20 protein-coding genes, 6 pseudogenes and 1 other annotated feature are annotated in these 19313 nt (G+C 31.7%); of the genes and pseudogenes, 9 read left to right on the top strand and 17 right to left on the bottom strand.

Annotated features, from left to right (window positions below):
* Positions 1–6 precede the first annotated feature (6 nt).
* The 3 genes from PL321_RS18020 to PL321_RS18010 all read right to left on the bottom strand — a co-directional run bounded on the left by PL321_RS18020 (position 7) and on the right by PL321_RS18010 (position 1885).
* Complete coding sequence (locus PL321_RS18020; protein ID WP_273962875.1) at positions 7–420, bottom strand: Fur family transcriptional regulator; 414 nt, start codon at positions 418–420, stop codon at positions 7–9.
* Between the two features lie 380 nt (positions 421–800).
* The gene (locus PL321_RS18015; protein ID WP_273962874.1) at positions 801–1250 is read right to left on the bottom strand and encodes a hypothetical protein; all 450 of its coding nucleotides are present in this window, start codon (positions 1248–1250) and stop codon (positions 801–803) included.
* Between the two features lie 284 nt (positions 1251–1534).
* Entirely contained in the window at positions 1535–1885 is a 351-nt protein-coding gene (locus tag PL321_RS18010; protein WP_273962873.1) for a hypothetical protein, read from the bottom strand.
* Between the two features lie 87 nt (positions 1886–1972).
* On the opposite strand from PL321_RS18010, the gene PL321_RS18005 reads away from it, so the two are divergent.
* A complete protein-coding gene (locus tag PL321_RS18005; protein ID WP_273962872.1) occupies positions 1973–2113 on the top strand; it encodes a hypothetical protein in 141 nt (46 codons plus the stop codon).
* 140 nt (positions 2114–2253) lie between these two features.
* Positions 2254–3046: pseudogene (locus PL321_RS18000) on the top strand (GTP pyrophosphokinase).
* Positions 3047–3118: 72 nt separating this feature from the next.
* On the opposite strand, the gene PL321_RS17995 reads toward PL321_RS18000, so the two are convergent.
* The 6 genes and pseudogenes from PL321_RS17995 to plsY form a co-directional block, all read right to left on the bottom strand.
* Positions 3119–3556, bottom strand: coding sequence for a hypothetical protein (locus tag PL321_RS17995; RefSeq protein WP_443110838.1), 438 nt, complete (start codon positions 3554–3556; stop codon positions 3119–3121).
* Between the two features lie 16 nt (positions 3557–3572).
* Complete coding sequence (locus tag PL321_RS17990; RefSeq protein WP_273962869.1) at positions 3573–3869, bottom strand: sigma 54-interacting transcriptional regulator; 297 nt, start codon at positions 3867–3869, stop codon at positions 3573–3575.
* Positions 3826–4016, bottom strand: a pseudogene (locus PL321_RS17985) (sigma 54-interacting transcriptional regulator). The gene PL321_RS17990 and the pseudogene PL321_RS17985 overlap by 44 nt, the downstream one beginning before the upstream one ends.
* A gap of 426 nt (positions 4017–4442) precedes the next feature.
* Complete coding sequence (locus PL321_RS17980) at positions 4443–5060, bottom strand: hypothetical protein (RefSeq protein WP_273962868.1); 618 nt, start codon at positions 5058–5060, stop codon at positions 4443–4445.
* A 391-nt stretch (positions 5061–5451) separates the two neighbouring features.
* A pseudogene (gene argS, locus PL321_RS17975) lies at positions 5452–7148 on the bottom strand (arginine--tRNA ligase).
* Positions 7149–7213: 65 nt separating this feature from the next.
* Positions 7214–7417, bottom strand: a binding site (T-box leader).
* 52 nt (positions 7418–7469) lie between these two features.
* Positions 7470–8057 (bottom strand): glycerol-3-phosphate 1-O-acyltransferase PlsY, encoded by a 588-nt coding sequence (plsY, locus tag PL321_RS17970; RefSeq protein WP_273962867.1) that lies wholly within the window; start codon positions 8055–8057, stop codon positions 7470–7472.
* A gap of 316 nt (positions 8058–8373) precedes the next feature.
* On the opposite strand from plsY, the pseudogene iadA reads away from it, so the two are divergent.
* The 4 genes and pseudogenes from iadA (at position 8374) to PL321_RS17950 (ending at position 11323) form a co-directional block, all read left to right on the top strand.
* Positions 8374–9543, top strand: a pseudogene (iadA, locus tag PL321_RS17965) (beta-aspartyl-peptidase).
* A gap of 620 nt (positions 9544–10163) precedes the next feature.
* A complete protein-coding gene (locus PL321_RS17960) occupies positions 10164–10457 on the top strand; it encodes a hypothetical protein (RefSeq protein ID WP_273962866.1) in 294 nt (97 codons plus the stop codon).
* Positions 10458–10603: 146 nt separating this feature from the next.
* Positions 10604–10852 carry a hypothetical protein gene (locus tag PL321_RS17955; RefSeq protein ID WP_273962865.1) on the top strand — a complete coding sequence of 83 codons (249 nt, stop codon included), beginning with the start codon at positions 10604–10606 and terminating at the stop codon, positions 10850–10852.
* Positions 10853–10906: 54 nt separating this feature from the next.
* On the top strand, positions 10907–11323 hold the full coding sequence (locus PL321_RS17950) for a hypothetical protein (protein ID WP_273962864.1): 417 nt from the start codon (positions 10907–10909) through the stop codon (positions 11321–11323).
* Positions 11324–11550: 227 nt separating this feature from the next.
* Here PL321_RS17950 and PL321_RS20465 read toward each other — a convergent pair whose 3' ends face one another.
* Both PL321_RS20465 and PL321_RS17945 read right to left on the bottom strand, forming a co-directional pair.
* Positions 11551–11853 carry an aminotransferase class V-fold PLP-dependent enzyme gene (locus PL321_RS20465; RefSeq protein ID WP_337960878.1) on the bottom strand — a complete coding sequence of 101 codons (303 nt, stop codon included), beginning with the start codon at positions 11851–11853 and terminating at the stop codon, positions 11551–11553.
* Positions 11854–11879: 26 nt separating this feature from the next.
* Positions 11880–12703: pseudogene (locus PL321_RS17945) on the bottom strand (aminotransferase class V-fold PLP-dependent enzyme).
* Between the two features lie 108 nt (positions 12704–12811).
* Between PL321_RS17945 and PL321_RS17940 the strand changes: the two are divergent.
* Positions 12812–12946, top strand: a complete 135-nt coding sequence (locus PL321_RS17940) for a hypothetical protein (protein ID WP_273962863.1) — start codon at positions 12812–12814, stop codon at positions 12944–12946.
* Positions 12934–13532: pseudogene (locus PL321_RS17935) on the top strand (gamma-glutamyl-gamma-aminobutyrate hydrolase family protein). The gene PL321_RS17940 and the pseudogene PL321_RS17935 overlap by 13 nt, the downstream one beginning before the upstream one ends.
* 41 nt (positions 13533–13573) lie before the next feature.
* Here PL321_RS17935 and PL321_RS17925 read toward each other — a convergent pair.
* From PL321_RS17925 to PL321_RS17900, 6 genes are all read right to left on the bottom strand, one after another.
* Positions 13574–14083 (bottom strand): ferritin, encoded by a 510-nt coding sequence (locus PL321_RS17925; protein WP_273962861.1) that lies wholly within the window; start codon positions 14081–14083, stop codon positions 13574–13576.
* Positions 14084–14201: 118 nt separating this feature from the next.
* Positions 14202–14480: a hypothetical protein gene (locus PL321_RS17920; protein WP_273962860.1), complete on the bottom strand. Its 279-nt coding sequence runs from the start codon at positions 14478–14480 to the stop codon at positions 14202–14204.
* 94 nt (positions 14481–14574) lie between these two features.
* Positions 14575–14697 (bottom strand): hypothetical protein, encoded by a 123-nt coding sequence (locus PL321_RS17915; RefSeq protein ID WP_273962859.1) that lies wholly within the window; start codon positions 14695–14697, stop codon positions 14575–14577.
* Between the two features lie 251 nt (positions 14698–14948).
* On the bottom strand, positions 14949–15176 hold the full coding sequence (locus PL321_RS17910; protein ID WP_273962858.1) for a hypothetical protein: 228 nt from the start codon (positions 15174–15176) through the stop codon (positions 14949–14951).
* A gap of 178 nt (positions 15177–15354) precedes the next feature.
* Positions 15355–15825 (bottom strand): hypothetical protein, encoded by a 471-nt coding sequence (locus tag PL321_RS17905; RefSeq protein ID WP_273962857.1) that lies wholly within the window; start codon positions 15823–15825, stop codon positions 15355–15357.
* 40 nt (positions 15826–15865) lie between these two features.
* A complete protein-coding gene (locus tag PL321_RS17900; protein ID WP_273962856.1) occupies positions 15866–16318 on the bottom strand; it encodes a hypothetical protein in 453 nt (150 codons plus the stop codon).
* Positions 16319–16548: 230 nt separating this feature from the next.
* Between PL321_RS17900 and fdhF the strand changes: the two genes are divergently transcribed.
* On the top strand, positions 16549–19215 hold the full coding sequence (gene fdhF / locus PL321_RS17895; RefSeq protein WP_273962855.1) for a formate dehydrogenase subunit alpha: 2667 nt from the start codon (positions 16549–16551) through the stop codon (positions 19213–19215).
* Positions 19216–19313 lie beyond the last annotated feature (98 nt).

Below are 19313 nucleotides of genomic sequence, written 5' to 3'. Positions count from 1 at the left end.
ATTAATTTAGCTCCCTTGACATTTTGGACAAATTCCATAGAAGTAAAGTTTATGTGTATTTACTTTGTAGTTTGTGTAGTTTTCAACTTCGCTATTTAAATGTTCAAATACAGCATCCTCTATATCGTCAACCCTACCACATTTTGTACATACAATGTGGGGATGGTTTGCTACATTTGCGTCAAATCTAAAGTTATCTTCTCCTACATTTAACTCCTGAACTAATCCAAGTTCAATTAAAGTTTTTACTGTCTTGTAGACTGTAGCAAGGCTCATTGTAGGGAAATCTGGTCTTAATGCTTCATATATCATTTCTGCTGAAGGGTGCGATTTAGTTGACTTAAGGAACTTGTATATAGCATATCTTTGTGGTGTAAGTTTTAAGTTTTTTTCTTTAAATAAAGTTGCTAAATTATCCATTTTCACCATCCTTCTTTGTAGAAAAATATTATCTATAAATAGTTTACATCTAAAACTATTTTACGTCAAAGGTTTTTGTCGTTTAAATATTGTGTAAATCAGTAGTATTAATGTAATTAATGAAATAATTGCCGAATACTCACGTATTAAGTTTTTAAAAAGCCTTAGTTTATAGAAGCTGCCTGTTAAGAAATCTAAATTATAGCAGGTGTTTCCTATTAAATCTAATAGGAATTTTCCCCACTTTGTTACAAATTGTGTATTAATGTTACTTTGATGTGAAATAGTCGTAATATTAGTGTATTTGTTTAGAGAACTTAAGTCAATATTTTTGATAAAATATTTATTTGATTTTTTGAGATAGTATTCGGATGTTGAGGTCAAATCTCTTTGATTTTTGAATAGTTTATGACTGAGTTTAGTGAATTTCCTATGTTTTCGAGCAAGACCAAATCGTATTCTTCAAAATAGTCCTGCAGCATATTTAAACCTATTTTGTTTTGGTGATATCCTGATAAAAAGGCGAAAATAATTGTTCTGTCAGGCTTAATTAGCTTTTGATATTGAATTGCACGCACTGCTTCAAGCATTATGCCAGAAGAAATTAAATTGTTTACTTCTTTATTATTTATATTATTGTCTATTTTATATTCATCATCAAAGAAAACTGCAAAAATTATAGGTTTATATAGTTTATTTTTACCTTCTATTATTCCGTAAACATTTTGTAGAGTTGTTTCTTTAATTTCGGCACCTGATTTAATTTTAATCTCATATCCTTTGCTGGTTAAATATTTTAATTCATCGTAAACGCTTTGTGAAACAAGCAATTTAGTCAAGCCATTGTTGTAATTAAAGTAAGTGCCATTATATATATTAGATGGAGATATTAGGTCGCTCTCTTGAATTGGGCTTATTACTGCTGAGACGCCTATCTTTTTAAGTTTTATATCTATATTTAGTATTTCATACAGGTTTTTATCGTTATAAATATCGGTTAAGGCAATTGATGACTTATATTTTACATTACTTAAATCTTCTGTCTCTATTATTTGAGCTACATCCCTATATATTCCTTCTGAAATTGCACCTCTATAATCTTCAAAGTAATCTGTTACATATTCAAATTTTTTAACAACCTTACCATACTTTGATATAACCTCAAGGGAGGATGCATATTTTTGTTAGGCATTAGAGTGTTGTAGTTGTGTATATATGAATTTTCAACAGGTTTTAAACCGTTGGATTTTAAAAATTTCTCTATATATGCAGAGGAAGTCTTAATATATTCTTCGTAATTTTTAGAGTTATTATATCTGCTGTATAATGCATTGTAATTTGATAGAGAGAAGGATGTTGAAAAACCGTCGGTTTTAAAATTTTGGCCGAGGTTTGATAGAAGTATAATTACTACTAATAATGTAATAAGCAAAAAGTATACCCTTTTACCCCTAAGATCGTCCATAAAAAGACCTCCTTGATAATTTTGAAAATTGAAAATGTTATGAAAATGTGATACAATTAAATTAAGATATAGAAAGTGGTGATATTTATGTTTATTTATTTTTTTACTTTTATTTTAATGGGTTTTAATATACTTATATGTTGTCATTTTATATTAAATTCACTACTAAAGTCAAACTATTCTTCAGTATTAAGAATAGATAAAGAAAATATACAGGATAATTTATGAAATAAGTTAAAATACTGACCGCCTAACAGGCGGTATTATTTTGTCATTAAAATAACAATGGAGACAAATAATGTAATAAAAATATATTTGAAAAATGTTGAGTTTTTGATAAAATTATTATGGAAAGGAGCGTGGGGATAATGCTTGTGAATGACTGGAAAGAATTTTTGATTCCCTACGAGCAGGCAGTTGAGGAGCTAAAGATAAAATTTAAAAGTATGAGAAAGCAATACAGAAGCAAAAAGGAATATTCTCCAATAGAATTTGTTACAGGGAGAGTAAAGGAGATATCCAGCATACTTGAGAAGGCAAAAGCTTGACATCCCTCTAAATAAGATAGCAGAGGAAATGGAGGATATAGCTGGTATAAGAATAATGTGCCAATTTGTTGAGGATATATATAGAGTGGTTCAGTTAATTAGACAGAGGGATGGTAAAGACTTAAAGATTGTATATGAAAAGGATTACGTAAAGAATAAAAAGGAAAGCGGATACAGAAGTTACCATATAATAATAAAGTATCCAGTACAAACGGCAGATGGGGAAGTTGAAATACTTGCAGAAATACAAATAAGAACTCTTGCAATGAACTTTTGGGCTACAGTAGAACATTCATTAAACTATAAGTATAAGCAAAGTATCCCAGCAGAAATAAAGGATAGGTTAAAAAGAGCAGCAGAACTTGCCTTTCTTTTAGACGAAGAGATGTCTGAAATAAAGGAAGAAATAATTGAGGCCCAAAAGATGTTCGAGGAAAAATCAAGTATCATATCAGATATACTTGATAACATAATTACACTATATTCACTTGGTAAAATTTCAGAGTCTACAGATTACCAAGATAGATTTAATAGGCTGCTTGAGTCGGGGGATATAATTGAATTTAAAAACCTTCTTGATGAACTTAAAAGAAGGTACAGCAATACAGATTAGAACAATTTCAAATAGAGGAATAAAGGTAAAGGGTACCTGAATAAATGTTTACTGCATTTATTCAGGTACCCTTTATATTATTGAATTTGCCTTTGAAGTTAGCTTAATTCCAACCTTTCCTCTGCTTATTTCTATATATCCATTTTGTTGTAGAAGGTTTAGCTTACTTCTTATCTGCTGTTCTGAAAGGTTTAAACCACATTTAAAGGAGAGCTCTGATAAAGTTTTTCTCCCAATTATTTTTCTATCTATATTAAATTCTTTTATGGTTTTTAGTATAAATATTTCAGTTTCATCAAGACTGCAGGGTTTTCTTATGGATGTTAAGTCCTCAGGAAGATGATGGGGCTTTATTATATCCTCTTCTATTATAGCAAGTATGTATTCTACAGTATTTTCAAGCTCACGAACATTACCAGGCCAATTGTAGGAAAGAAGAATATCCTTTACCTCCTTTGACACTTCAAGTGGAAACTCTGACTTTTTATCTAAAAAATAGTTAAATAAAATGAGTATATCATCCCTTCTATCCCTTAAAGGAGGAAGCTTTATATAAAGCTTTTAAGCCTGTAGTAAAGGTCCTCTCTAAACTTTCCCTCTTTAACAAGGGAAAAAGGTCTTTATTTGTTGCAGCAACAATTCTAACGTCAATTGGGATTGGCATACTTCCTCCAACCTTTAAAATCTCCTTTTCCTGCAGTACCCTTAATAGTCTTAGCTGTATTTTGGGAGTTATATCTCCTATTTCATCTAAAAATATAGTTCCACCATTTGCTATTTCAAATAAACCTGTTTTTCCACCCTTTTGCTCCAGTAAAGGCACCCTCTTCATATCCAAATAGTTCACTTTCTATTATTTCTTCCGGAAGTGATGCAAAGTTTATTGCTAAAAAGGTGCGTTTTTGCGTTTAGAGTAGTTGTGTATAGAGCTTGCAAACAGTTCCTTACCTGTACCGCTTTCACCAGTTATTAGAATACTAAAGTCACTTTTTGATAGTTTTTACTTATGTTTATTAGTTCCTTCATAACAGGGCTTTTGTATATTATATTCTCAAAGGAGTATTTTGCAATATAGCCTCTATTTTTATCTCTCTTCTTAGCTTGTTTTCAATATTAATCCTTTCTCTTGCATTTTTAAGATGCAAATACTAAGTTCAGGTTCAAAGCTTAATTCCTTTATTGCTATGTATTCACATCCATTAAAGTAGAGTAGAGACTCCTTTAAGTTTTGATAAAATAAAAGGATTTTATTTTATCTAAATTTTCTTCATAATCTTCAGTATGCATCAATTTTTTGCTGAATTGTTTATAAACTTTACATCAAAATTACTATCAAAGCATATTATAGCATCATCAATGTGGTTTATTAAACGAGTTAGAAGTTCATTTAATTCCTTTATGTTTTTATTTTTGTATAAAGTTCTCGGTTTAGGGAGATTATTTTATTTATATATCGTGCTGAAATATTATGGGATTTTTGATTTAGCATTGAAAGAATAGATAGTATTTCTACAATTGTTGTAATATCTATTATTCTTGGCCCTATGTTGATGATATTTTTGATGTTATGCGGTACAAGATGTGGTTCTCCAGGTGTTATTGCATATTTAAATTTAGATGTATCTATATCTGAAGTTGGATAGTAGGGAGTGTAGTTTATAAAATCAAAACCAAAATTCTTTAATAGTTCAATTGATTCAAGAGCAGTTTCGTAGGTATCATTTACCAAAAGGACGTTTTCGTTTGGATTTATATAGAGTATTTTATCAAGATTTGATAGGTTTAAAGTTCTTCTTGCTATGATTGTTTTGCAGTTTTCTTTAATCAATGGTTTAACGCAGTCAAGTATTAGGTGGGAGGTTACAAGTACAAGTGAATTAGAGATTGGGTGAAGTACATCATCATCTGTTGCATAGGCTGAGATTTCAAGACTATCCCCCAAAAGATTTTTAATTTGCTCTACAATTTCCTTTTTAGTTGATGATGTTCCAGAGAATATAACAAGCTTATTCATAACCCACCCCCGAAAATAAATTACAAGATTTATTGATATGGAAATATCAAATAAAAGCTGACAATAAAAAGCCAAAACATATATTACAATTTTTATATAAAATAGGTTGTTTTGTAACATAGATTTAATATTTTGCATAATATTAGGTGAACTACCTCACCTATAAAGGTGTGGGCTTCGTGGTTAAGATAGCTTCTGCTACCAGATTACCCACGCTCAAAGGGCTGTTCCATCCCCAGTTTTACCATTTAAATGGCTAACTTTACCTTGGTTTTCGGTAATTATTTTGTTTATCAAGCAACATTCATCACCAACTTATAGAAGTAGGTGATGAATGTTGCTATTAGTTTAAAGCTTCTTTTGAATTTATAGAGGGTTAAAATTTACTGAATTACATCTTTTCAACTACATCTATACCAAGTAGTGCAAGTCCGTTTTTAATAACATAGGTTGAGGCTTCTACTAATTTTAGTCTTGCAGCCTTTAGACCTTCATCTTCACAGGATAGTATTGGACAAAGATTGTAGAATTTGTTGAAGGCCTTTGCAACATCGATTATATATCTTGTAACTATAGAAGGTTCATATTTTTCTATTGCAAGTAGAATAGCTTCGTTGAAGGAAGCAAGAAGTTTAACAAGTTCAAACTCCTCTTGAGAAGTAAGCTTTGTAAAATCAGCAGTTGTATTAAACTTTTCTTCGTCTGCACGGCGAAGTATGCTCTTTGCTCTTGCATAGGAATATTGAACATATGGTCCTGTTTCCCCATCAAAGCTTAGTATATCATCAAAGTTGAATATTATTTCTCTTTCTCTGTTATTCTTTAGATACGTGAATATTACTGCACCAAGACCAACCTTTTTGCAACTTCGTCTTTGTTTTCAAGTGAAGGGTTCTTTTCTTCGATAGCCTGTTTTGCACGTGCAATACCTTCATTGAGAAGGTCCTCAAGGAATATAACATCTCCCTTTCTTGTTGAAAGCTTTTTATCAGCAAATTTAACAAGTCCAAATCCTACGTGAACACAGTTGTCTGCCCAGTCATATCCCATAAGCTTTAAAGTTGTAAATACTTGTTTGAAGTGTAGAGATTGGTCCATTCCAACTACATATATATTTTTATAGAAGTCGTAGGTTTTCTTTCTATAGATAGCTGCAGCAAGGTCACGTGTTGCATAAATTGAAGCACCATCTGCCTTTAATATAATACAAGGAGGCATATTGTATTCATCAAGATTTACAACCTGTGCACCTTTGCTTTCAACAAGTAGGTTCTTTTCTTTTAATTCTTCAACAACTGCATCCATCTTATCGTTGTAGAAGCTTTCACCAGCATAGGAATCAAATTTTATATTGAGCATATCGTATATTCTGTTAAATTCCATAAGGCTAACATCTTTTATTTTCTGCCATAACTTAACTTCCTTTTCACATCCATCTTCAAGATTTTTAAAGTGTTGTCTTGCTATATCCTCAAGGGATGGATCCTTTTCTGCTTCATCGTGGAATTTTACGTATATTCTTAAAAGTTCTTTTATTGGTTCCTTTTCAAGTGCCTCTTCATCAACCCAGCGTTCATAGGCAGCTATAAGCTTTCCAAATTGTGTTCCCCAGTCTCCAAGATGATTTATACCTACACAATTATATCCTTGAGAAGATAGTATTTTGTACAGTGAATTACCTATTGCTGTTGAACATAGATGTCCAACGTGGAAGGGCTTTGCAATGTTTGGAGATGAAAAGTCTATTGTAACAGTTTTACCTTCACCTATTGAAGAATGTCCGTAAGATTCCTTTTCTGTTAATACTTTTTCGATAACACCCTTTGAGAAGGAAGCCTTATCTACAAAGAAGTTTAGGTATCCGCCAACTGTTTCAACCTTTTCTAATCCTTCTTTATCTATTTTTTCAGATAGCTCCTGAGCAATTATATTTGGTGCCTTTCTAAATACCTTTGCCAGCTGGAAACAAGGAAATGCAAAATCTCCCATTTCAGGCTTTGGTGGAATTTCAATTAGTTTTTGAACATCATCGACATTAAGTTCTGTAGCCTTTGCAATTTTTTCTGCAATAGTTAATTTATAGTTCATATCTACACCTCCGATATATGTAAATAGTTTTGTTTTTAAAATGCAAATAAAAAAACCACCTCTAAAATAGAGGCGGTTGTCCGCGGTACCACTCTAATTGGCTAAAAGCCCACTTATTTAGATAACCCCTATGGGTCTTACCGTACTTGCAGATGCTTTCTGGTAGAGTCTCCAAGGCTCTTTTCCCAAAAGGTCTGTGTAGAGCTTCCACCGTCCTCTACTCGCTAAGACAGATGTCTTTAGGTACTCCTCCTTTTCATTGACTTTTAAATATTGAATTTTAAGTTATATTATAAAATATTAATTAGAATAATTCAAGGTTTATCTGTTAGGATTTACTTTGTTTTCGTTTCCATTTATAAGTCTCTTTATGTTGCTTCTATGTAGATATACAATAAAGAGTGACAGTAATAAAAGAACAAAGAGTAGTTTAATATTTTTATATTTATAGAAGAAAACAAGTGTAATAGTAAAACAGGAGAGCATTGATGCAACTGATACATAGTTTGTTGCGTGCTTTAATATTTTCCAAATAACTAAAAGAAGAACACCAAGTAGAAAATCAAGTGCAAATATAATTCCAAAAAAGGAGGAAACACCTTTACCACCTTTGAAGTTTGCAAATATAGGGTAGCAGTGTCCAAGTAAAGCACATATTCCAACAAAGGCAGCAGATTCCATAGATAGATAATGCTTTGCAATAAGTACAGGTAGGAATACCTTTATTACGTCTATGAAGGAAACTACAAACCCTGCCTTTTTACCAAGAACTCTTCCAGCGTTTGTTCCACCCATATTCTTAGAACCGTGTTCTCTTATATCAATATTATAAAAGGTTTTTCCAATGACTACTCCTGTTGGGAAAGAGCCACAGAGGTAGGCTGTAATAAAAAATAGTAAGTTCTTCATTTTTACCTCCATATGTTTTAATTTATGATATATATATTTTATATTATATTTAATGGGTATGACAAGGATGTTTTTATGGTTGTTATTGGAGAAAAAATAATTTAAAAATTAACCCAAAATAAATAAAAGTAAAATATATATTAGAGGATGTTGAAAAAGCTATGCTATGATTAGCTCTTTGAAGGATTTTATTAAATTTAATTTATATAATTTAGAAAGGGTAAGCTGAATTGGCATAGAGTTTGCATAATTTAGTGTAAACTGCAAAGATTGATAATTAATTGTTTTATAAAATGAGATAGAGGGAGTGATTTAGATGGTTGTTTTTATAAAGAATATAGAGGTATATTCTCCAGAATACATAGGGAAAAAATGTATATTAATATTAAATGATAAAATTGCTTATATTGGAGATGACACAATTGATATAAATTTGCCACTTAATGTAAGAGTGATTGACGGCTCAAAGTATTATGCCTTTCCTGGATTTATAGATGGACACGTTCACATAACAGGTGGCGGAGGAGAGGGAGGATTTGCAACAAGAACTCCTGAGATAGTGTTATCTGACATTATTAAAGGAGGAATTACAACAGTAGTAGGATGCCTTGGTACAGATGGAGTCACAAGAAGTATGGAAAACCTCTATGCAAAGGCAAAGGGACTTGAAGAGGAGGGTGTAAGTACATTTATATATACAGGTTCCTACAGGGTACCGATAGCAACGTTGACAGGAAGTATTATGAAGGATATTATGATAATAGATAAGGTTATTGGAGTGGGAGAGATTGCACTATCTGACCACAGGTCTTCACAGCCGAATATAGAAGAATTAAAAGGCTTACAGCAGATGCAAGGGTTGGAGGTATTTTATCAAAAAGGCTGGAGTGCTTAATATTCATTTAGGCGATGGAGATAGGATGCTCAATTATTTGTTGGAAATAGTAGAGACTACGGAAATTCCAATAACTCAATTTTGGCCAACACATATAAATAGAAATCCAAAGCTCTTTAAAGAGGGAATAGAATATGCAAAGAGGGTGGATTTATTGATTTTACTACAAGTTCAGATCCTGTATTTTGGCAAGAGGGTGAAGTTAAAGCAAGTAGAGCAATAAGGATATGCTTAGAGGAGGGGGTTAGTGAAGATAATTTAACATTAACTTCTGATGGGCAGGGAAGTTTGCCGCAGTTTAACGATAAGGGAGAGTTTATTAAATTAGGTATAGGCAGGGTTACTTCACTGTATAAGGAGGTTAGGGACGCAATAATAGAAGATAATGTTCCAATAGATAAGGCTCTAAAGTGCATAACCCAAAATCCAGCAAAGATTTTAAAGCTTAAAAATAAAGGAAAGATAGATATTAATATGGATGCAGATATGGTTTTGGTAAACAAAACTACCTTAGAAATAGAAACAGTAATTGCAAAGGGTAAAGTAATGATGGAAGATAAAAATATTTTATTTAAAGGAACCTTTGAGTAGAATTATAATTAGAGATATACCCATAAAGGGTTTAAAAAATTATTTAGTTTAAACCCTTTATGGTTTTTTAATATAGATACGATAGGTAATGAAAATTTATAACTAAACCACTTCAGATTGTTGACAAACATAAAAGATGCTCTGATTATGAAACTGCCCCTTGAAAGGATTTCAAAATGGCATATTTCATAAGCTTTAGCAAGTGTTGCTTTTCGACTTTGAAAGAGTCCGTAATTCGGCACACGATGTGCCGAGCCGAGCGGCCCTCAAGGATGAGGGCATCGCGAGGGTAGGACTTTTCAAACAAAGAAAAGCTTACACTTGATTAGCGAAATGAAGGAATGCCAAGGAAATCCTTCAAGGGGCTAAACATATTATAGCTTTTTCAACAGCCTCCACTTTTAATTTTCTATATAATTTAAAAGTTTGGTTTTTGCTTTTATGGAAATTAATAGCAATATTTTAATTAGTTGTATTTCAACCTTAAAAATAGTATAATTATGATATAAATGTTAGGGGTGTAATATGAGTATAAAAAGAAACTATGTTATAATTGGACTTTTTTATGGATTGTTATCTGGATAGGAAACGTTTTATATTTAAGAGTACATCAATCTAATGTGCCATTATTTTTAAAGCATTACTATGAAGTTAAAGAGGGAACAAGTACAATTAACCTTTATTACATAGATAAAGCAAATAACCAGGATAATATTCTATGTATATATTTTCCAGAGATAAAATATAAGCCTGTTATTTTGAATGAAAATATTGTTATTGAATCAGGTAATTATAAACTAAAAAGTATAGAAATAAATTTATGTCAAGGTGATACAAGCGACGTTATTGAACAGATTAAAAATACCGTTATTACAAAGATTGAAGTTGAGTATAGAAATGGAGAGAAAAATTAATAGATATAGGAAGGATTTATTTATTCAATGATAGTAATGAGGATAATTTAAATTGTGATAGTTTACATTTTAAGAGTATAAGTAGTTCTTCAGATGGCAAAACATTAGCGATATTTTCTGCAAGGGAAAATGTAAAATTAATAGGAATGAGCTATAAATTTATAGATAAAGGTTTATTAAATTTAAAAGTTAATAATAAATTAGTTAATGAAAATGATTTATTGTTATCGGAAATTGTTGAAAAGGATGAAGAAGTAGAATTAGAGGCTGAATTTAATTTTACTCAAGATAAAAGAATGAAATATAATGTTTATAGATTTTATATAGATATAGAGTATGAAACATTTGAAGGTAAAAAGACAAAAACTGTTTTATGGTTTCTAATCAATTTTTAAGTAGGGATATTTTTAATATATTGAAATATGAGAGTATGGAGGAAGACAGGTGATATGAATAAAGGAGTTTATAGATATTTATTTTGGGGTATGATTTACATATTTTTAAATATAAATATTTATTTTTTAAATGTACTTCCAAATTTTATTGGATATATATATGTTTTTTATGCATTAATAAAATTATCGCAGCAAAAAGAATTTTTTAATAAAGCTAAGATACCAACCGTAATTTTAATTGTGTTAGGTATTACAGATATTCTTGAAAAAAATTATTTATATAGACTTGTTGAATTACAGGATTTAAGATTGTTGTTAGAATTTTTAACTTCTTTAGAATCGGTCTTATTTTTATATGTTTTATATGTTTTATGTGAGGGAATATCTACAATAGCAAAGGATCAGGGATTTTCAGATATTGCAAATTCTATTAAAAGGATGTTTAAAATCTTTTTATATTTTCTTTATTAGTTTTTTTCTTTTCTCCTTTTTTAATAAATATAACAAATCAGTCAGAACATATGATAATTACATATATAGTGTTTTTTTCAGCAATGATATGTTTAGGTGTAGGGTTGTACTTAGGATATTTATTTAAAAATTTGGATCTTTATTAAAAGATAATATTGAATAAAAGTATTTAACCCCATAGTAATTAATAAGTAAATCACTATGGGGTTTTGAACAAACTATGTAAATTATATTGATTTTAGAATCTTTTGTATTGATTCAAGGGTATATTTAATTTCTTTTTCTGTATTCATATGCCCGAAGCTGAACCTCACTGTTCCCTTTGGAAAGGTTTGTAGAGTTTTATGGGCAGAGGGTGCACAGTGTAGGCCAACCCTTGTCATTATTCCGTATTCTCTATCAAGTAAAAAGGCAACTTCAGAGTTATCTATATCTTCGAAGGATAAGGAAACAACGGCAGCTCTGTTTTTTATACCTTCATATCCTATAAGTCTAATTCCATCTATATTTTTTATTCCATCTATAAACATTTTAGTTAAATAAAGTTCCTTTTCTCTTATTGCCCTTGATGTTTCTTTTTTATGTATTTTAAAGATGCATTAAGCCCATATATTGCAGGAAGACAAAGGGTTCCTGCTTCAAATTTATCGGGAAGATATTCTGGTTGTTCCTCTGATTCTGATAGACTTCCAGTTCCTCCTTCTATTAATGGTTTTATTTTTGATGCAAAATCGGTAGTTAATATAAAACCACCTATTCCTTGAGGCCCAAGAAGACCTTTGTGACCTGTAAAACATAGTGCACTTAGATTAGACTTTTTAAAATCTATATCAAAAACTCCAGCTGTTTGTGCACTGTCTAAAACAAAATATACATTATGTTTTTTAAAAATAGAGCCCAGCCTTTCAATATCCTGCATAGTACCACATACATTTGAGGCGTGGGATATAACTGCAAGCTTTGTATTCGGCTTGATTAAATTTTCTACACACTCATAATCTATTTGTCCATATATATCACAGGGTATTTTGGTATATTCAATACCCATTTTTTTAGGCTATTTAATGGTCTCATTACGGCATTGTGTTCCATTGAGGATACAAGAACGTGATCGCCAGGTTTTAAAAATCCCTTTAGTATCATATTTATGCTTTGGGTTATATTCATTGTAAAGATTGTTGAAAGAGGATTGTCAAAGTTAAATAGTTCGCACAGAAGCTCCCTTGTTTCATATACAACTTGAGCAGCAGAGTAGGAGTTTTGGTAGCTTCCACGTCCAACATTGCTTCCTATATTTTCAATAAAATCACATACTGCCTGTGAAACGCATTTTGGTTTTGGGAATGTGGTTGCAGCATTGTCTAAATAAATTCTTTCCACAGTATCACTCCTTTAGGTAAATTACAATTATATTTTAACACATTATTAATATTAATTTGTAAATTTTTATATAATGTTATAAAATAAAAATAAAAGGGGGTAGATAAAATGAGTAAGCCGTTAATTGGTATAACCTGTGATTATATGATATCAGATAAGGATTTGTCTTTAGGTCAAGAGAGAAATTATGTCGCAAAGGATTTTGTTGATGTTGTAATGGAGGCGGGGGAGTGCCTGTTTTAATTCCAATTATTAATAGTGAAGAGGACTTATTAAAGATAATGGATACTTTAGATGGTATCATATTATCTGGAGGTTCCGATGTAAATCCAATATATTATGGAGAAGAACCTTCACTTCACGTTGGATTTACATATACTCCAAGGGATCTATGTGAACTTTTTATAGTTAAGGCAGCAATAGAGAAGGATATGCCTATACTTGGAATAAGCAGAGGACAACAGATAATAACAGTTGCCTTTGGTGGAAAGCTTTATCAAGACATCAGTGATGTTGAGGGAACCTATATAAACCACTTTCAGAGGGCAGGAATACACGACATAGGTCATTATGTTGAAATAAAAAGGATACAAAGCTTTATGAGGTTTTTGATAATGACAGGATATTAGTTAATAGTTTTCACCATCAAGCAGCTAAAATTGTACCAAAGAACTTTAAAGTTTCTGCTTATTCATCAGATGGAGTAATTGAGGCTATAGAACACGAAAGTAAGCCTATTATGGCAGTTCAATGGCATCCAGAACTTATGGCTAAAAAGCATCCAGTTATGATAAGGTTATTTGAGTATTTTATAAAGCAATGTAAATAAAGTAATCCCCTTCTAAATTGTAATTTAGAAGGGGATTATAATTAAGCATTAGTTGGAGGAGTAAAGACTCTTGTTGATAGCTGTTCATCTAAAGTATAAAGGGCACTTACATCGTTTCCTATTCTTTCAAGCTTCTTAATAAGGGAATTAACAGTAGCCTCCTCTTCAACCTGTTCATCTATAAACCACTTTAAAAGGCTCATAGTTGCGTGTTCTCTCTCCTCAAGTGCAATATCCATAAGTTCATATATTCTTTTTGTTACCTTCTTTTCGTGTTCAAGGGCTGCCTTTAGGGCGTCAAGGGCAGAGCTGTACTCATTTTCTACATCTGGAATTCCTTTAAAGGTAATTCTTCCTTCCATTTCATTTATGTAAGTGTAAAACTTCATAGCGTGGAATTTTTCTTCTTCTGCCTGAACTCTAAAGAAGTTTGCAAATCCTGGTAAATCAATTGATTCAAAATATGCTGACATTGCAAGATAAATATGTGATGAATAGAATTCAAAGTTCATTTGGTCATTTAGTTTATCAAATAATCTTTGTGATACCATATGTACCCTCCTTTAAAAAATGTTATATGATAATAATTATATATTAACATTTATTATCTAAAATGTATAGTATTTAAATATAATGTTGGTAATATTTATGTAATTTATTAAACACTAATTAGATTGTATTTGATAATATAGTTAGAGAAATTGGTTCAACCTCCATTGATGATTCATAGTTTGCCTTTGGAACTTGGTATACATTGTTTTTATCAACATATAGATACCATTTACCTTCAGGTAGATTTAACGCTACTTTAGTATTATTTGCATTATATATAACAATTATATCTTTAAAACAATCAAAATTTGCATTGTTTTTTATTAAAAAGGCAACTGTGCCCTTTGGAGAATTTATAAATTCTATATGTTTTTGTATAAGTTCTCTATCTTTCATTCTAAAGGCAGGATGTTTTTTCTAAAATTTATAAGTTCCTTTAGGTAGATATAAACATCTTTATTTTTAACCTTAAGGCTCCAATCTACTTTGTTTATTTCATCCTTTGAATTGTAGCTATTTTCAACACCTTTTTTGTTCTCAAAAATTCATCGCCTGAGTGAATAAAGGGCACACCCTGTGATGTTAAAACAATACCGTAGGCTAACTTGTGCATACTTTTTAAATCTTCAAAGCTATCCTTTGCATTTGATATATTAAGCTTATCCCAAAGAGTGTGGTTGTCGTGGCAGGAAATGTAGTTTATATTTTGGCAAGGTGATACATAAAGATTGGGAAGTCCCTTTATACATTCCTTTATAGTATCCTCAAGATTTAAAGCACCGCTAACAAACCCCTTTTCCTTATATTCAAATACACTACCACGAACAGTATTTCTTATTGTATCATTGAAAAATCCTATTCCAATTAGTTTGCTGGAGTTTTTTGAATTGCTTTTCTTTCTTCTTCAATACCTGTTGGTATGTTCCAGCCTTCCCCATATATCATTGCAAAGGGGTTTATTTTTAATACTTCATCCTTAACTTTATTCATTGTTTCTACATCGTGAAGCCCCATCAAATCAAATCTATATCCATCTATGTGGTATTCTTTAGTCCAATACTTAACAGAATCAACTATAAATCTCCTCATCATATAGTTTTCAGATGCAGTGTCATTTCCGCATCCACTTCCGTTTATAAAGCTTCCATCAAGATTTTTCTAAAGTAATAGCCAGGTACTAATCCTTCGAAATGTGTATTTTGAGCCTCATACATATGGTTGTAAACTACGTCCATATTAATTCCAATACCTAAGCTGTGAAGCTTTTGTATTAGTTTTTAAGTTCTGTAATTCTACTTTTAGGAGAAAAGGGATTAATAGAGTAGGAACCCTCTGGACAGTTGTAGTTTTGAGGGTCATATCCCCAATTGTATTTATCTAAAGGATACTTTTCGTCCACACTTTTATAGCTAAAATCATACATAGGCATTATTTGTAGGTGGGTTATTCCAAAATCTTTTATGTGGGAAAGGGCAGTTTCAACCCCCTCATAACTTGTGTTTTCTTCAGTAAGACCTAAAAATTTACCATTAAGATTTACGTTGCTTGTAGAGTCAATTGTAAAATCCCTAATACTTACTTCATAAATTACAGCATCAACATTTGAATTTAACTTTACATATCTATCCATCTCAAAACCCAAAGGATTTGTAGACTGTAAGTCAACTATTGCCCCACGAAGTCCATTCACTCCCACAGCATAGGCATAGGGGTCAACTACAATATTTTTTCTTCCATACACGTGGGCTTCGTAGTTATAAAAAGACCATCTAAGTCACCCTCTATTTTTGCATAGAAAACCCCTTATCTAACCTTTGCATTTCAAAAACCTCAGGCTCCTCTTGTATAGATGTATCAAAATTTTTAAATAATAGAAGGTTAATCTTAGTTGCAACTGGTGACCAAACGTAAAATTCAGTGTACTCTTTATGATATATATATCCTAATGGCCCATCATAGGCAAAAAGATTATCAAATTCATCAGTTTTGAATAAAGGAGAGTAGTTTACCTTAAGAAGATGTCCTTCTATTAAAACAAAGCATTCCTGCATAATATCAATATTTTTCCTAAGGTTTATGCATAAACTGTCTCCACAAAGGTTAACACTTTGTATTTCGTTGCTTTTATCACTTTGAAATACTTTTATTCTTGTGTTCTTGTTTACTCTGATTTTATTTTCCTTTATTCCGTTTACTACTATTTGTCTAAAGCAATTTAGATATGAATAAAGCATATTAATTCTCCCTTCAAATTATAGTGTCTTTTACTATTTTATATTTTTTTATAAAAAAGGAATAACAATAATGTCATAATTTTCATTATTGAAAAATAAATAGTTATTCTGAATAAATTAATAAAAATATTTAATAAATATTATATTTATTCAAAGTATTGAGAAAATTAAAAAATAATGTTAAAATAAATATGGTATGTTAACTATTTAACAAGTAATAGGGGGATTATATGATTAACCTGACTATTGATGGAATTAAAATTTCTGTTGAAGAAGGAACGACTATACTCGAAGCTGCAAGGTTGTTAGGTAAAGATATACCTACATTGTGCCACGATGAAAGATTAAAACCACACGGTGCCTGTAGATTGTGTGTTGTTGAGGTTGAGGGTGCAAGAAGTCTTTTAGCATCTTGTACAACTCCAGTTCAGGAGGGAATGGTTGTTCATACTGAATCAAAGAGCGTTATAGAAGCAAGAAAAACAGTATTAGAACTTCTCATATCAAACCATCCTTTAGACTGTTTAACCTGTGAAAAGGCTGGAGATTGTAAACTTCAAGATTACTGTTATAGGTATGATATTAAAGGGGACAAGTATGGTGGAGAAAAAATACAATATGAAATTGATGACAGCAATGAGTTTTATATTTGTGACCAAAACAAATGTATTCTTTGTGGAAAGTGTGTAAGGGTATGTAATGAATTACAATGTACAGGTGCAATAGGTTTTGCAAAACGTGGTTTTTATACTCATATTGCTGTTCCCTTTGATAGAAGGCTCTATGAGTCAGATTGTGTATCTTGCGGTAACTGCGTTGCAGCTTGTCCAGTTGGTGCTCTAACTGTTAAAAAGAAGGACAAGTATAGAGCCTGGGAGGTTAAGAAGATTAGAACAACCTGCTCCTATTGTGGAGTTGGATGTCAAATGTATCTACTTGTTAAGGATGACAAGGTTGTTGGAGTAGAGCCTTGTTTTACAGAGCCTAATAAAGGGCTTATGTGTGTTAAGGGAAGGTTTGCTTATAATTTCATAAATCATAAAGATAGGCTAAAGAAACCCCTTATTAAGAAAAATGGTGAATTTGTTGAGGCTGAATGGGATGAAGCATTAGACTATATATCAAAAAGATTTAAGGAAATAAAGGAGAAGTATGGTTCAGACAGCATCGCAGGTTTTGCCTCTGCAAGATGTACAAATGAAGATAACTATATGTTCCAAAAGTTTATGAGGGCAGTTATTGGAACAAATAATATAGACCACTGTGCAAGACTGTGCCACGCAACAACCGTTTCAGGACTTGCAACAACCTTTGGAAGTGGTGCTATGACAAACAGTATAGGAGAGCTTGAAAAGGCAGACTGCATTTTTATAATTGGATCAAATACAACCGAAACACATCCAGTTACTGCAACTTATATTAAAAGGGCAAAATTAAAGGGTGCAAGGATAATAGTTGCAGACCCAAGAGAAATTGAACTTACAAAGGGTGCAGATGTATTTATGCAGCTAAAACCAGGAACTAACGTTGCACTGCTTAATGCTATGATGAATGTTATTATTGAAGAGGGACTTCAGGATAGGAAATTTATTGAAGAAAGATGTGAAAACTATGATGAACTTGTGGAGGTAGTAAAGGAATATACTCCAGAAAAGGCAGAGGCAATAACAAAAGTTAAGGCAGAACTTATAAGAGAGGCAGCAAGGCTCTATGCAAAGAGTGAAAAATCAAGCATAGTATATTCAATGGGAATAACTCAACATTCATCAGGAGTAGAACACGTTTATTCTGTAGCAAACCTTGCAATGCTTTGCGGAAAGATAGGAAAAGAAGGATGTGGGGTTAATCCACTACGTGGACAAAACAATGTTCAGGGTGCCTGTGATATGGGATGTCTTCCTGATGTATTCCCAGGCTATCAAAAGGTATATATAAAGGAAAACGTAGAAAAGTTTGAAAAGGCGTGGGGAGTTAAACTTTCTGATAAAGTAGGATTAACTGTACCTGAAGTATTTAAGGCAACACAGGATGGAAAAGTTAAAGCCTTATATATTATGGGAGAAAACCCAATGGTTTCAGACCCAGACATAAAGCACGTAGAAGAGGCCTTAAAATCATTAGATTTCCTTGTTGTACAGGATATTTTCCTAACAGATACAGCAAAGCTTGCTGATGTTGTTTTACCTGCTGCAAGCTTTGCAGAAAAGGAAGGAACCTTCACTAATTCAGAAAGAAGAGTGCAAAGAGTTAGAAGGGCAATTAAAAGTGTAGGAGAAGCTAAAGAGGATTGGAGAATTATTAAAGAGTTAATGATAAGATTTGGTTATGATTGCAATTTAAATACATCTGAAGATGTGATGAAGGAGATTGCAACACTTACTCCACAATATAGTGGTATAGATTATGAAAGAATAGAAGAAAAGGGCTTGCAATGGCCGGTTTTAGATAAAAATCACAATGGAACACCTATACTTCATAGAGATAAATTTGCAAGGGGTAAGGGATTATTTAAACCATCCCACTATAAAGAGGCAGCAGAGCTCCCAGATGATGAATATCCTTTAATATTGACAACAGGAAGAGTTCTTTATCATTATCATACTATGACTATGACGGGAAAAAATGAAGGACTTATGAATATAGTAGGGGAACCTTTTGTTGAAATAAACCCAATGAATGCTTCAAAATTGGGTATAAGCGATGGAGATGCGGTTGAAGTAATATCAAGAAGAGGAAGTGTAAAGGTTAGAGCTAAGGTTACTGAAAAAATAGATGAGGATGTAGTGTTTATGCCATTCCATTTTAAAGAAACAAATACTTTAACAAATACAGCATTAGATGAAGTTACAAAGGAACCTGAATTAAAGGTTTGCACTGTAAGAATAAATAGGTTATAATAAGGGAGGTTCTCTCCCTTGTTATAATTTTATCAATTGAAAGGAGATGCTGTATGGAGAAAAGAATGTTAATACCAAATGAAATTGTTGATGAAACA

Source organism: Caloramator sp. mosi_1 (genome assembly GCF_028622835.1).
Classification (GTDB): Bacteria; Bacillota; Clostridia; order Clostridiales; family Caloramatoraceae; genus Thermobrachium.
Note: the sequence above shows the minus strand (reverse complement) of the source record. Positions and strands in the feature narration are given on the sequence as shown.